Below are 12,977 nucleotides of genomic sequence, written 5' to 3'. Positions count from 1 at the left end.
AGATGGTTGCGTGGCGTTACTCCGTATCTCGCCCGCTTGACTTAAACCCCTGTTCATGTACGAGCCTGTTCGCGTCCCCAACGGAGGAACGATGACAGAACACAGCGAAGAAGTGCTGGACAGCCCGACGGACTGGGTGGCCGACCACATCCGCCGATACGTGGAGACGGACGGCCAGGACGGCCACCTCTACCAGGAATGGCCGACGTTGCTGCTCAGCACGCGCGGCCGGAAGTCCGGCAAGCTGCGCCGCACGGCCTTGATCTACGGCCAGGACGGTGACCGGTACCTTCTGGTGGCGTCCAACGGCGGGGCCGACAGCCATCCGGCCTGGTACCTCAACCTCGTCGAGCATCCGGAGGTGACGGTGCAGGTTCTGGCGGACGTGTTCAGCGCGCGAGCCCGTACCGCCACCGATGCGGAGAGAGAGCCGCTGTGGCGGAACATGGCGTCGGTCTTTCCTCTCTACGACGAGTACCAGCGCAAAGCCGAGCGGCAGATTCCGTTGGTGATTCTGGAGCGTGTCACTGCTGAGCAGGGACGAAGTTGACCCGCGCCAGGTGCGGCTCGTAGTCGGCGGGACCGGCAACGAGCTTCTCCTTGATCAGATCGAGGTCGGCGACGCCGGAGAAGCCGACGCGCTGGAAAGTAACGGTCTTGCCGCGCACCCGCTTCAAGATGACGTGCTCGTCGTCGTACCACCCGGCGAAGGCCTGGATGTCCCGGCCGCCGACCCGGTGAAGGATCTTCCCGGTCGACGCCTCGACGATGCCGATGTCACGCGCGTTGTCGTCCTTACGCACCAAGGTGGCGAAGAAGCGTCCCGAAGGTGAGGAGACCGTCCCGGCGCTCCATTCATCGAAGACGCCGACGCCCGTGTAGAACCTGCGCCGCTTTCCGTCCAGCCCATAGACGGCGATGCGGCTCTTGGCCGATGGGGGCTCGGCCGCCTCGTGCGTGGCCAGCACCCCGTCGGCCCGGCCGGCGAAGTAGAAGCGGAAGGCGCGCCCGATGGCCCAGTCGGTGACGCGATGGCGGGGTCCCGTTCTGACCAGGTGGGGAACGCGGTCGGTGACGTTCAGGGTGATGAAGCCGATGATGGTCAGGCGACCAGCGCCTCCTGGTAGGGCGTCTTGCCGAAGGTGCCGCCCGTGCGCAGGTAGCCGTAGTAGCCCTGGCCGGCGTCGAAGATGAGGGAGTACGAGGCCAGACGGACCGCTTCCCGCTGCTCGTTGAGCTCGCCCGACGTCCCGGCGAGCTTGATCCATTGTCGCGATGCGATGGACTGCGCGGAGTTTGGTTCGGCGCCGCGAGCGGCTGGCGGGTCAGGTGTCCGGGAAGGCCAGGTTGCGGACGCGGCGGACGGCGCGTTTGAGTACCGTGCGGTCCTGGTCGCGGGACAGGCGGACGGCCTCGCGGCGCCACGACTCGGCCTTCTCGCGCCACCGTTCCGAGTCCCTGCGGCCCTTGCCCGCCTCCCTGCGCAGCTGGGCGAGTTCGGCCTGCATCAGGGCGGTGCGCTTGCGGAGACGGGTGACCTCCTTCTCGTACTGGGCGGTGATCCGGTCCAGCTCGGGGACCGGGCGGCGGCGAGGCGGGTAGATCGGGGGGCGGCGGGTGAAGCCCCAGGTGTCGCCGTCCAGCCATTCCAGGCCGAAGACCTCGTCCAGGACGGTGTCCAGGTGCTCGCCGGGGCGGGACACCAGGGCCGCGCGGGACAGGGCGGCGGTGCGTTCGAGTCTGGCCACGGTGACGCCCTGGTCGGTCTCGTCGAGGGCGACGCACAGGGCGCCGCCGTCGTGCTCCTCCAGGTGGTTGACGAGGCGTTGCAGGGTGTCGCGCGCGGGAACCCAGCCAGGAGGCACGAGGAGACGGAACGGCGGCACGACCCCGGGGGATCCCGAGGTGTCGGCCAGCCGTACCCGGGGATCGTGTTCGAAGGTGGCGTGGATGAGGCGGAGGTCCAGGTCGGGGTCGCGGAGCGGGGAGCGGCGGCTGTTCCCCAGCGCGGACCAGGGGCCGGTGATGGTGATCGCGACGTCCGGCAGCGAGCTCGCCAGCAGGCCGTCGACCGTCGCGCGGACGTCCTCGTAGCCCGCCGCGGGGACGGTCGCGTCCACGTACGGGACGAGCCACTGCCGGCCCGGGTCCGTGCGCAGGTAGCGCCGGTACGGCACGCGGTCCGCCACGTAAGGGTCGTTGTACCGCTTCAACGAGAGAAAGTCGCGCATGGCGGTCGGCAGCCCGATGTGCCACGCGCGCGCGTCGGGGTCCGGTACGTACACGGCGCCCGCCTGGGTGAGCCGGTAGCCGAGTTCGGTGTCCTCCGCCAGCACCAGGGAGGTGTCGAGGCCGCCGATCGAGCGCAGCAGCGAGGCGGGGTAGGAGGCGGTGGCGCCCACGTGGATGCGGGTGGCCAGGGAGTTCGGGGCGGTACGCAGGCCCTCGTGGTCGAGGATGATCTTCTCGGCCCAGTCGTGGCGGTGCGGGGAGAGGGGGAACAGCTTGTCCTCGTGGCCGTCCTTAAGCGCCTGGCGCACCTCACGGGGGGTGGGCAGCACCTCGCCGGCGGTGAAGTCGATCCAGCCCAGCACGACCAGGTATGGAGCCAGGTGGTGCCAGCGGAGCTGGGCCTCGACGTGGCGGTGATGGGGGACCATGTCCGCGTCCAGCACGAAGATGATCTCACCGGTGGCGGCGTCGATGCCGGCCTGTACGGCCCAGGCACGGCCCCAGCCGCCGGGCGGGCTGGTGATGAGGCGGGTACGGGCCGGGGTGAGTTCGGGCAGGCGTACCGGCACCGCGCTGCCGTCGTCCACGACGATCACGTCGAGCAGCTCGGCCGGGTAGCTCTGCGCGGACAGGGCGGCCAGCGTGAGGTCCAGCGTCTCCTGGCGGTCGTGGGCCGGGACGACGACGGTGACGGTCAGCTCGGGCGTCCACTGGCCGAGGAGGGGCGGGGTGAGCACGCCGTAGTCGTTGCAGCGGATACGAGGGGTCACGGCTGCGCGCTCCCTTCGAGCTCCATGAGGAAACTGGGGCGGAAGCCGCGCCACTGGTTCCTGTTGCGCTGCAGGAACGTGCCGATCGGCTCCTGCCAGGTGTGGTTGGCGGCGGGGCCGCGGCGCAGGATGTACCCGAGGCCGTGCGTACGGTAGATCTGCCCGCCGGCCGCCTGCAGCGCCTCCTGGAACTGGGTGTCGACCGACCGGCGCAGCGGCCGGAAACCGCCCACCGCCTGGAACGCCGAGCGCTCCACGAGGATCGTGCCGCCCGCGACGAAGCTGGTGATCTGCTCGGTGATCTGCTTGCGGTGCACGGTGACGTCGATCGACGACAGGTAGACGAACTCCGGCACGGTGCCCACCACCTGGGCCCCCGAATAGGAATGCGCGAGCAGCAGGTCGGCCAGGAAGTCGGGGCCGTACCAGTCGTCGTCGTCCATCTTCAGCAGGAACGACCCCGAGGCCCGCGTCGCCGCCTCGTTGAGCACCTCACCGAACACCGCCCGGTGGTCGGCCTCCAGAACGGTCAGCGGGCCGTCGAAGGCGGCGATGGCCGCGGCCACGTCCGGATGGCCCGGGGGTACGCCGTGCAGGGCGAGGATCACTTCGAGCTGGACACCGCGCTGCCGGCCGACCTGGTCGAGCGCGAACCCGACCATGTCGGCCCGCCGCGTCGCCAGCAGGACCGAGGTCAGCGGGGGAGCGGGGGCGGGGGCGCCGAGCTGCTCCCAGCGGGCGGCGACGCCATGGGTGCGCAGCGCCTCGCGGCGTAGCCGGATGCTGTGCTCCTCGCGGCGGAGCTCGTCGGAGAGGTCAGGATCGCGGAGCAGCAGGCCGGCGAGCTCGTGGCCGAGGGCGCCGGCCCAGCGCGGCACCGTGTGCGCGATCAGCGGTACGCCGGCCGCGGCCAGGCCCGTCAGCACGCGGACGGCGGCGAGCGGGCCGCTGTGGGCGTGGTGCCAGTCGATCTCCACGCCGCGGATCTGCCGGAGCCGGCCAACGTCGGCGTCCGTCACGCCGCCCGACTCGGCGAACGCCGTCACCGCCTTCCCGTCGAGCACGACCGACCAGCGGCCGTCGCGCTCCACCAGGGACGCCAGGCCGCGTGAGGGGGTGGTGACGAAGCCCTGCGGGTTGACCAGCCGCTCGTCGACCGGCGGGATCATCGACGGCTCGCCGAGCACGTCGGGATCGACCAGCGACAGCCCGGCGCCGCCGGGCCGGCCGAGCCGCTCCCAGCTCGCGGACCGCGAGGTGGGCCGCTCGATCGGCGTCTGCGACCCGGACCAGTCGGCCGGGTCGTCAACGCCCTCCTCGCGGCCACTTTCAGCGGCGTCGAGCGTGCGGAGCACGACGTCGCTGCCCGGGGCGCCGACCCGTTCCGGCACCGGACCGGTCACCTCGGCGGGCGTCGCGTTCGGGTCGCCTGGACGCCAGGCCGCCGCGCCGACGCCGGCGATCGCCGCCGCGGGCGCCGTGATCACGTCGAGCCGGTGCCCGGCGAACGCCCGAGCCGTGGCGGCCACCGTACGGCCGGCCGGGGTGGGCGCCGAGAACCGCGCGTCCACCACCCACACCCGGTCCTTCGGCTGGTAGACCCGCAGATCCGTGAGCGAGCGCCAGCGGTGCGCGGGCGTCGGAGTGGGCACGGGCGCCGGATGGGAGGCGGGCGTGTCGAGCACGGCCACGACCACCCGCCGGGCGTCCGGCAGCAGCTTGTGCAGCGTGGCGGCCCGGCGCAGGTCGGCAGGGGTACGGGCGAGGATGAGCACCTCGTGCACCTTTTCCGGCTCCGTGAACGGTTCCAGCAGGTCCCGGTCCAGGTCCACGGCCTCGACGTCGTGCTCGACCCCGGCCAGGAAGATGCGGGCCTTGGGCAGCTCGGCCAGCAGTTCGCGGATCATCCGGCGCTCCGCAGGTGCCTGATGAGCGAGGTCAGCGGCCCGGCCGCGGCGTCGGGGACGGGATCGGCGGACAGCCGGTCCACCTCGGCCGTCAGCCGCGCGATCTCCGCCTTCAGCTCCTTCACCTCGTCCTGCCGCTTGCCCGCCAGCGCCCGCCACTTGGCCGGGTCTCCGGCCAGCGGCTCGGCCTGGTCCTCCGGGGCGAAGCCGTACTCGGCCCCGCTCACCCAGAGCGATCCGAACATCTCGTCCACCAGGTCGTCGGTTCCGCCGTGGAACAGGGCCGCGCGGGAGAAGGCCGCGGTGCGCTCCAGCCTGGCGGCCACGACTCCGGTCTCGCCCTCGTCGAGCACGGCGCAGACGAGTCCCAGCGTGTCCTGGTCGGCCAGTCGTACGAGCCGGGAGAGCGTGTCGGCGCCCAGCACCCAGCCGGACGGGAGCGTGAGCAGGAACGGGGCGGGGGTCGCGGAGTCGGGCGCGGACGTCACGAACGTGACGCGCGGTTCGTTCCGGTAGAGGTTGTGGATGAGGCGCAGGTCGAGCAGCGGGTCGTCGAGGCTGTCGCGGCGCTCGTCCGTCAGCTTGTCCCAGGGGCCGACGATCGCCACGGCCGTGTCGGTGATCGTCCCGGCGAGCGCGGAGTCGGCACTGGCGCGCGTCCGCTCGTAGCCGGTCGCCTCCACGACGACCTGGACGTACGGCACCAGCCAGCGGCGTCGCGGATGGCCGCGCAGCCAGCGCAGCTCGGGGAGCAGATCGCCGAGGAAGGACCAGTTGTGCCGGTGCACGTCCTTCTCACGGCGCATGACGGTGGACTCACCGACATGCCAGGCGCGAGCCTGCTCGTCGGGGATGAACACCGCCCCGGCCTGCGCCAGCCGGTAGCCGAGCTCGGTGTCCTCGGCCATGTTCAGGCTGGTGTCGACGCCGCCCGCCTCGCGCAGCAGGTCGGCGCGCACCGAGGTGGAGGCACCGGTATGCAGCAGGTACGCGCTCGAACCCGCGTCCTTGAGCATCCTGGTGGACTCCAGGGTCATGCGCGTGTACTCGGTCCGGGTGCCCTCCTCGCCCAGGGCCGCCACGAACCGGGTGTCGCTGATCACGACGGCGTGGTCGATGAGGTGGTGCCAGCGCATGTGCGCTTCCAGGTGATCCGGGGCCAGGACCATGTCCGAGTCGAGCCAATGGATCACGTCGCCGGTCGCGGCGAGCCGGCCGGTCTCCCTGGCCGCGCCGCGTCCCCAGCCCTCGCGTACCCGGACCACCCGGACGCCGGGCAGGTCGATGGGCGGTTCGCTGCCGTCGTCGGCGACGACGACCTCGACCAGCGCGGCGGGATAGGTCTGCTCCGCCAGCGCGGCCACGGTCCGGGCGAGCGCCGGTGCGCAGTTGTAGGCGGGAATCACCACCGAAACGGTCAGAGCGGGCTGCCAGGCGCCGATGGCCGGCGGCTTGAGCGTTCCCCAGTCGTTGTGCCTGACCCGCGTCATGCCGGGTCCTTGGCCAGCGCGCGGATCTCCTCGCGCAGCTCCTCCACCTCTCGCGCCCGCGTCATCGCGTTGACCCGGTCCTCGCCCAGCGAGGCCAGGATCGCGCTGAGATCATCCTCGCGCCGCGCGGCCGACCGCTCGACGGCCTCGGTCAGGCGGTCCAGCCGCGACTCGATGCGCTTGAGCGCGGTGGCGGTCTTGGCCAGCTCGGCCTCGTGCTTCTTGGCTCGCAGGTCGATGCGCTGGGCCTTGCCGTCGATGCGCCGTACGGTCAGCACGAGAACAGCGAGCCCGGCCAGCGTGAGGGCGAACGCCCCCGAAGCGGCGGCGGCGCCGAGCGTGAGCAGACCGGCGAGGACGAGCACCACGAGCACGGCTACGGCCAGAACTCCGAGGATTGCGGCGGTCGCTGCCAGTCGGCGGGGCGAGAACATCCGCGCATACCTTTCGTAGTCATGACATTTCAGGCGTCAATGAGGTATTGACACCTTAATAAACATGCGCCACTACCGTGCCACAGGTTCCTGGACAAAAACTGGGAGAATCCTGCTGGTTCGGCCTACGTTACCTCCACAGTGGCCATCCACCCCAAGGTGAACTCAACGTCTCAAGGGGTGTCAGACCGGCGTAAGGTGGGCGCCTGACTGAGTCCCCGTCGGTCGAGGAGCACCATGCCCGTCACCCCCTGTGGCTTCGCGCGTACGCCGGAGAAGGGGCTCGCCCGCCTGCACTGGAGCGATGGCCGCCCCGCCGAGCTGCCCGGCGCCTTCTCCGGGTGGGCGGTCGACGGCCATGAGCCCGACGTGTCCGCGCTGCGCCCGCTGCGCGGCCTGGAGATCGAGTGGCCCGAGCGCGAGGTGCCGCTGGCCGGGCTGGTCCGGCTCGCGGCGGCGGGCGTGCCGCTGACCGCGCACGACGCCCCCGCCTGGGTCCCCGCCGAGCTGGCGGCGCTGCTCACCGACCGCGACTGGCTCGGCCACACCGGGACCGGCCCCCGGTCGCTGGCCGACCTGCGCCGCGAGGAGCACAGCGTGCGGCTGCGCCGCCTGACCCACCGCCTGCCGCCTTCGCGTACGCCGCGGATCAGCGTGGTCATGTCCACCAGGCGCCCGGCGATGGTGGCCGGCGCGCTCGCCCAGATGGCCCGCCAGCGCGACACCGACATCGAGGTGCTGCTCGGCCTGCACGGCGTCCCCTTCGAGGAAGTACGGCAGGCGGTCGAGAGCTGCCCTCTGCCCGTGACCTGGGTCGAGGCCCGGGCCGAGACGGTGTTCGGCGAGGTGCTGAACGAGGCCGCGGCCCTGGCGTCCGGCGACTACGTGGCCAAGTGGGACGACGACGACTGGTACGGCCCCGACCACCTGGCCGACCTGGTCATGGCGGCGTCCTATTCGGGGGCCGACATCGTGGGCACCACGGCCGAATTCTTTTACCTTGAGCCGTTGCACGCCACGATCAGGCGCACGACATTCGCCAGTGGCGCCGCCTATCCGAGCGAGGTCTCCAGCGATCACGTAGCGGGCGGCACGATTCTCGCCACAAAAACGATATTTCAGGACGTGGGGGGATTTCCTGCTCAGCCGCGGGCGGTGGACCGGGACTTCCTCAAGGCCGCCCACGAGGCCGGGGCGAGCATCTACCGCACCCACGGCCTCGGGTACGTGCTCCGGCGCACGCTGAGCGACCAGCACACCTGGCAGCTTCCGCTCGCCCACTTCCTCAAGGTCGCCACCAACCAGTGGCGCGGCTTCCGCCCGAGCCTGCTTCTGGAATCGGCATGAGCAGGATCCGCGGCAACGACTACCGGATGCTCGAACCGCCGGAGACGTACCAGCCGACGTTGCGGGTCAGTGTGGTCGTGCCCGCGTACGGCGGCCAGGACAAGCTCGACCTGGTGCTGGCCGCGCTCGCCCGGCAGACCTACCCCGCAGGGTTGATCGAGGTCATCGTCGTCGACAACGGCAGCTCTCCGCCGCTGCGGCTGCCGGCGGAACGCCCGGAAGGCACCCGGCTGATCGTCTGCCCGGAGCCGGGCCGGGCCGGCGCCCGCAACGCCGGGCTCGCCGCGGCCACCGGCGACGTGATCCACTGGCTCGACTCCGACGTCTTGCTCACCCCCGGCTCGATCGAGGCGCACATGCGCTGGCATCACGCCGCCCCCTACCTGGCCGTGACCAGCTACATCAGGTTCACCGAGTCGCCGGTGCCCGCCGAGCTGCCCGACGACCTGGAGAAGGCCTTCGAACCCGCCGAGCCGCACGCCTGGATCGTCGACCTGATCGAGCGGACGAACGGCCTCACCGACAACACCCAGCGCCCCTTCAGCCTGCACGTCGGCGGCGCGACCTCGGTCAACGCCCGGCTGATCGCCGCCGCCGGGACGATGGACGACGACCTGATACTCGGCCAGGACACGGAGATGGGTTACCGGCTCTACCAGGCCGGGGCCGTGTTCGTGCCAGAGCCCAGGGCCCGCGCCTACCATCTCGGGCCGACCATGAGGATGCGCGACCAGCAGCCCATCGACCGCGTGAGCTACGCGTTCGTCGCCGACCGCATCCCCGCCTATCGGTGGCTCCGCTCGCATCCCTCCCGCCAGTGGAAGGTCCCGTACGTCGCGGTCGTCGTCGACGGCACCGCCGGTTACGAGCAGGTTCGCGCCACGGTCGACGCCCTGCTGGCGGGCACCATGCTGGACCTGTCCATCGTCGTGGTCGGCCCCTGGGACACCCTGGAGCGCGAGCGCCGGGCCCCGCTGAAGGACCCCGCCCTCGACCTGGTGCTGGTCCACGGCCACTACCTGCACGAAGGCCGGGTACGGCTGGCGGTCTCCGGCGAGGTCGACCCGGCCGCGCCGTACGTGCTGCGGCTGCCCGCCGGCTGGGTGCCGGGGGAGGACAGCCTGGCCAGGTTGCTCGACCTGGCCCGCGGCGAAGGGCTCGGGCTGGTGAACGTGCTGCTCCGCGAGTCGCCGGACGGCGTCGTGGCCGCGCGGCTGGAGCGCGCCTCCGCCTTCGGCCGGGCGAGGATCGTGGTACGCCCCGGCGAGGACCTCGACGACGCGGTGGACGACGTGTCCGGCGTCTCGTGGGTGGAGGGCGAGACGTACGGGTTCGCGACGGAGGCGGCGGAGCTGCTCGGCCGCCGCAGCGCCTACCGGGCCAGGCTCAAGGCGGAGGCGGACGCGGCACGGCTGACCAAGGAGGCCGAACGCCTGCGCGCGCAGGTGACCAAGTGGCGCGACGAGGCCGGGCGCTGGCGCAAGAGCGCCGTGGAGCTGCGGCGCGACGTCAGCACGCTGCGCCGCCAGCTGGCCGCCGCCAACCGCGCCCAGCAGAGCATGCGCGTGCTGCTGGCCACCACGGTCAAGCGCGCCCTGGGCAAGCGGCTGCGCGGCTAGTTGGGGCGGAGGGCTGACTTCAGGCGGCCCAGCAGGGTCCGTTCCTCGGCGGCCGAAGTGGGAATCGTGACGATCGGCTGCTTCGGCGCGGCGGGGCCGTCCAGGGGCTTTTGGACTGCGGGCTTCTGGACCGCGGGCTTGGGCGGTGTGGCCGGGGGCCAGTAGCGGTCCGGGGCCTCGTGGCGTACGCCGTGCGTGGTCTCGATGATCTTGTCGAGATCATCGCCCGGGGCGCTGAGCAGCAGGGCCCGGCCCATGGCGGAGGTGCGTTCGAGGCGGGCCGTGCGGCCGTCGGGCAGGTCCACGACGAGCACGCCCGTCAGGTCCTTCTGCACCGTCTCGATCATCCGCTCCAGCGTCGCCTTGTGCAGCGGCACGTCCACCGGTCCCCGATAGCGGAACGGCGTGGGCGCCGGCGTCGGGGCCGCCTCGTCGATCAGCCGGATCCGGTCGTCGTGCGCGAACAGGTCGCGCATCAGCCGCATCTCGAAGCTCGGGTCGCTGAGCACGGCCCGCCGCCCGTCGTGCAGCCGCGCCCACGGTCCCACCAGCGTCACCACGACGTCCTGCAGCTTGCCGTCGAGCGCCGCCGCCACCGCCTGCCGTACGACCGCTTCGGAGGTGTCCGTGACGTCCAGAACGATCTCGACATACGGTACGAGCCAGCGGCGCCCCTGGTCCTTGCGCAGGTCGCGGCGGAGCGGGATGCGGTGCGCGAGGTACGGTTCGACGGCCCGCACGGCGCGTTCCCGGTCACGGTGCTGCGCGGGCAGCCCGAGGTGCACCGCCTGCGCTTCCAGGTCCGGGATGAACACGACACCGTGCATGGCCAGCCGGTAGGCGAACTCGGTGTCCTCGCCGCGCACGACGTTCGGGTCGAGACCGCCCACGGCGTGGAAGACCTCCCGGGGAAGGGCGAAGGTCGGTCCTGTGCACACGTGATAGGGATTGCGGCTCTTGCGCAGCCCGTCGGTCTTGGCGATCGTCGCCTCGGTGGAACTCGACACACCCGACGCCAGGTCGAACACGTCTCCCAGGTGTCCCGCCCGGAAGACCTGCTCGGCGGTGAGCGCCGGCACCTCGACGAACTTCTTCATCCCGATCGTGACCAGATAGTCGGTCTCGTGGTGCCAGCGGGCCAGGGCCTCGATGTGCTCGCGGCAGGCCACCATGTCGGCGTCGAGCCGCTGGATGATCTCGCCGTCGGCGGCCTTGGCGCCGGTGTTGACGGCGTTCGAGATGCCCCAGCCGATCTTCACCGGGACGATCCGGGTGTTGACCGGCCGGATCTCCGGCAGCCGGATCGGCGGCTCGCTGCCGTCGTCCACGACCAGGACCTCCATGAGGTGGTCCGGGTACGTCTGAGCGGCCAGCGCGGCCAGCGTCAGCTCCAGGTGCGGCCCACCGTGCGCGGGTATCACCACGCTCACGGACAGGGCCGGTGACCAGGCGCCGAGCTCCGGCGGCGTCAGCGGAGAATAGTCGTTCTGCGTCATGGCAGGACGCGCGTTCATGGTGATGACCCCCCTGCCGGGGACCATACCGGGAGATGCTGAGAATTTCCCGAATTGTTGGTTGTTGCGGCCACCGGGACTCGGCTCGGCGCACACTGCCAGGACCCCGGTACACTCGGTGGCCAAGACCGCAGGTAGGGAGTCAATATGAGCAGGTCGTGGCGTGGCCTCATCGAGGAGTACCGAGAGCGCCTTCCGGTCACCACGAAGACGCCCGTCATCACACTGCTGGAGGGCGGCACGCCGCTGGTGCCCGCGCACCGTGTCTCCGCGCTGACCGGGTGTGACGTCTACCTCAAGGTGGAAGGCGCCAACCCGACGGGCAGCTTCAAGGACCGCGGCATGACGATGGCCATCAGCAAGGCCGTCGAAGAGGGGGCCAAGGCGGTCATCTGCGCCTCGACCGGCAACACCTCCGCCTCGGCCGCCGCCTACGCCGTACGGGCCGGGCTCACCTGCGCCGTGCTGGTGCCGCGCGGCAAGATCGCGATGGGCAAGCTGGCCCAGGCGCTCGTCCACGGCGCCACGCTGCTCCAGGTCGAGGGCTCGTTCGACGACTGCCTGGAGATGACCCGCAAGCTGTCGTCCAGCTACCCGATCGCGCTGGTCAACTCGGTCAACCCGTTCCGGCTGCAGGGCCAGAAGACGGCCGCCTTCGAGATCGTCGACACGCTGGGCGACGCGCCCGACATCCACTGCATCCCGGTGGGCAACGCGGGCAACATCTCGGCCTACTGGATGGGCTACCAGGAATACGCCGCGGACAAGATCGCCACCAAGGCGCCGCGGATGTTCGGCTTCCAGGCCAGCGGCGCGGCACCGATCGTCAACGGCGCGCCCGTCGCCCACCCGCACACGATCGCCACCGCCATCCGCATCGGCAACCCCGCCTCCTGGCAACTGGCCACGGCGGCCCGCGACGAGTCCGGTGGCGCCATCGAGTCGGTCACGGACCGGCAGATCGCGACCGCGTACAAGCTGCTGGCCCAGGAGGAGGGCGTCTTCGTCGAGCTCGCCTCGGCGGCCAGCGTCGCCGGCCTCCTGCAGGCACACGCGCAGGGGCTCATCGCACCCGGGCAGCGCATCGTCTGCACGGTCACGGGCAACGGCCTCAAGGACCCCGACTGGGCGATCGCCGGCGCCCCGGCTCCGGTCACCATCCCCATCGACGTCCACGCAGCCGCCGCCGCCCTCAACCTGGCCTAGGAACGCCACCCGCGCCCGTATGAGCGGGAGAGTGGGATTCGCCACAGACCCGGCCCCGCGGACCCTGTCTCGCGGACCGAGCCTCGCGGACCGTGTGGTGCGTGCGGGACCTTGTGGCCGGGACCGCAGATCCGGTCTCACGGACCCGGTCTCACGGACCTGGCCTCACGGGCTTGGCCTCGCTGGGCAGTCCGGCGCGCTGGACGGCCCGGTGCGTGCCAGGTCCTGCGGTGCGCGCCAGGTGGTGCCGGAACGGCCGGTGCGTGCGGTCGGGATGGTTCGGCGCTCTCTTGGAACCCGGCGCCGGGTCGGCGGGATGTGGTGAGCCGCGGAGCGGCGCCATGCGCACGGAGCCCGAACTGGGCCACGGCAGGCGGCCAAGCGGCACACGATCCGGCCGGCCCCGCCGTACGAGAAGACAGCCTTGCGGTCACGAGAAGAACAGCCTCGCCGGCACT

General features: G+C 71.5%; 10 protein-coding genes. 4 read left to right on the top strand and 6 right to left on the bottom strand.

Annotated features, from left to right (window positions below; all coding sequences use genetic code 11):
* The first annotated feature begins 91 nt into the window (after window positions 1–91).
* Entirely contained in the window at window positions 92–550 is a 459-nt protein-coding gene (locus ACGFNP_RS19000; protein ID WP_358317057.1) for a nitroreductase family deazaflavin-dependent oxidoreductase, read from the top strand.
* Here the strand turns inward: ACGFNP_RS19000 and ACGFNP_RS18995 are convergent.
* Genes ACGFNP_RS18995 through ACGFNP_RS18975 form a run of 5 tightly spaced genes read right to left on the bottom strand, consistent with a single transcriptional unit; the run spans window position 525 to window position 6,833 of the window.
* On the bottom strand, window positions 525–1,268 hold the full coding sequence (locus tag ACGFNP_RS18995; RefSeq protein ID WP_358317060.1) for a hypothetical protein: 744 nt from the start codon (window positions 1,266–1,268) through the stop codon (window positions 525–527). The genes ACGFNP_RS19000 and ACGFNP_RS18995 overlap by 26 nt on opposite strands.
* A 57-nt stretch (window positions 1,269–1,325) precedes the next feature.
* Entirely contained in the window at window positions 1,326–3,002 is a 1,677-nt protein-coding gene (locus ACGFNP_RS18990; RefSeq protein WP_393320076.1) for a glycosyltransferase, read from the bottom strand.
* On the bottom strand, window positions 2,999–4,909 hold the full coding sequence (locus ACGFNP_RS18985) for a glycosyltransferase (protein WP_393320073.1): 1,911 nt from the start codon (window positions 4,907–4,909) through the stop codon (window positions 2,999–3,001). Before ACGFNP_RS18985 ends, ACGFNP_RS18990 begins: the two co-directional genes overlap by 4 nt.
* Entirely contained in the window at window positions 4,906–6,399 is a 1,494-nt protein-coding gene (locus tag ACGFNP_RS18980) for a glycosyltransferase (RefSeq protein WP_393320070.1), read from the bottom strand. The genes ACGFNP_RS18985 and ACGFNP_RS18980 overlap by 4 nt, the downstream gene beginning before the upstream one ends.
* Entirely contained in the window at window positions 6,396–6,833 is a 438-nt protein-coding gene (locus ACGFNP_RS18975; RefSeq protein WP_358317071.1) for a hypothetical protein, read from the bottom strand. Before ACGFNP_RS18975 ends, ACGFNP_RS18980 begins: the two co-directional genes overlap by 4 nt.
* A gap of 237 nt (window positions 6,834–7,070) precedes the next feature.
* Between ACGFNP_RS18975 and ACGFNP_RS18970 the strand changes: the two genes are divergently transcribed.
* Window positions 7,071–8,180 carry a glycosyltransferase gene (locus tag ACGFNP_RS18970; RefSeq protein WP_358317074.1) on the top strand — a complete coding sequence of 370 codons (1,110 nt, stop codon included), beginning with the start codon at window positions 7,071–7,073 and terminating at the stop codon, window positions 8,178–8,180.
* On the top strand, window positions 8,177–9,799 hold the full coding sequence (locus tag ACGFNP_RS18965; protein ID WP_358317075.1) for a glycosyltransferase: 1,623 nt from the start codon (window positions 8,177–8,179) through the stop codon (window positions 9,797–9,799). The genes ACGFNP_RS18970 and ACGFNP_RS18965 overlap by 4 nt, the downstream gene beginning before the upstream one ends.
* Here the strand turns inward: ACGFNP_RS18965 and ACGFNP_RS18960 are convergent.
* Window positions 9,796–11,313, bottom strand: a complete 1,518-nt coding sequence (locus tag ACGFNP_RS18960; protein WP_393320066.1) for a glycosyltransferase — start codon at window positions 11,311–11,313, stop codon at window positions 9,796–9,798. The two genes, ACGFNP_RS18965 and ACGFNP_RS18960, sit on opposite strands and share 4 nt — an antisense overlap.
* Before the next feature lie 147 nt (window positions 11,314–11,460).
* Here ACGFNP_RS18960 and thrC point away from each other — a divergent pair, with 147 nt between their 5' ends.
* The gene (thrC, locus tag ACGFNP_RS18955; RefSeq protein ID WP_358317079.1) at window positions 11,461–12,519 is read left to right on the top strand and encodes a threonine synthase; all 1,059 of its coding nucleotides are present in this window, start codon (window positions 11,461–11,463) and stop codon (window positions 12,517–12,519) included.
* Window positions 12,520–12,977 lie beyond the last annotated feature (458 nt).

This window comes from Nonomuraea sp. NPDC049269 (genome assembly GCF_043197155.1).
In the GTDB taxonomy this organism is placed as follows: Bacteria; Actinomycetota; Actinomycetes; order Streptosporangiales; family Streptosporangiaceae; genus Nonomuraea.
This window is presented reverse-complemented; position numbering and strand designations above follow the sequence as displayed.

Excerpts from the sequence above, each read along its gene's own strand:
- ACGFNP_RS19000 (WP_358317057.1), top strand. The coding sequence starts at position 92 with ATGACAGAACACAGCGAAGAAGTGCTGGACAGCCCGACGGACTGGGTG.
- ACGFNP_RS18995 (WP_358317060.1), bottom strand. The coding sequence starts at position 1,268 with ATGGATCAAGCTCGCCGGGACGTCGGGCGAGCTCAACGAGCAGCGGGA.
- ACGFNP_RS18985 (WP_393320073.1), bottom strand. The coding sequence starts at position 4,909 with ATGATCCGCGAACTGCTGGCCGAGCTGCCCAAGGCCCGCATCTTCCTG.
- ACGFNP_RS18980 (WP_393320070.1), bottom strand. The coding sequence starts at position 6,399 with ATGACGCGGGTCAGGCACAACGACTGGGGAACGCTCAAGCCGCCGGCC.
- ACGFNP_RS18975 (WP_358317071.1), bottom strand. The coding sequence starts at position 6,833 with ATGTTCTCGCCCCGCCGACTGGCAGCGACCGCCGCAATCCTCGGAGTT.
- ACGFNP_RS18970 (WP_358317074.1), top strand. The coding sequence starts at position 7,071 with ATGCCCGTCACCCCCTGTGGCTTCGCGCGTACGCCGGAGAAGGGGCTC.
- ACGFNP_RS18965 (WP_358317075.1), top strand. The coding sequence starts at position 8,177 with ATGAGCAGGATCCGCGGCAACGACTACCGGATGCTCGAACCGCCGGAG.
- ACGFNP_RS18960 (WP_393320066.1), bottom strand. The coding sequence starts at position 11,313 with ATGAACGCGCGTCCTGCCATGACGCAGAACGACTATTCTCCGCTGACG.
- thrC (WP_358317079.1), top strand. The coding sequence starts at position 11,461 with ATGAGCAGGTCGTGGCGTGGCCTCATCGAGGAGTACCGAGAGCGCCTT.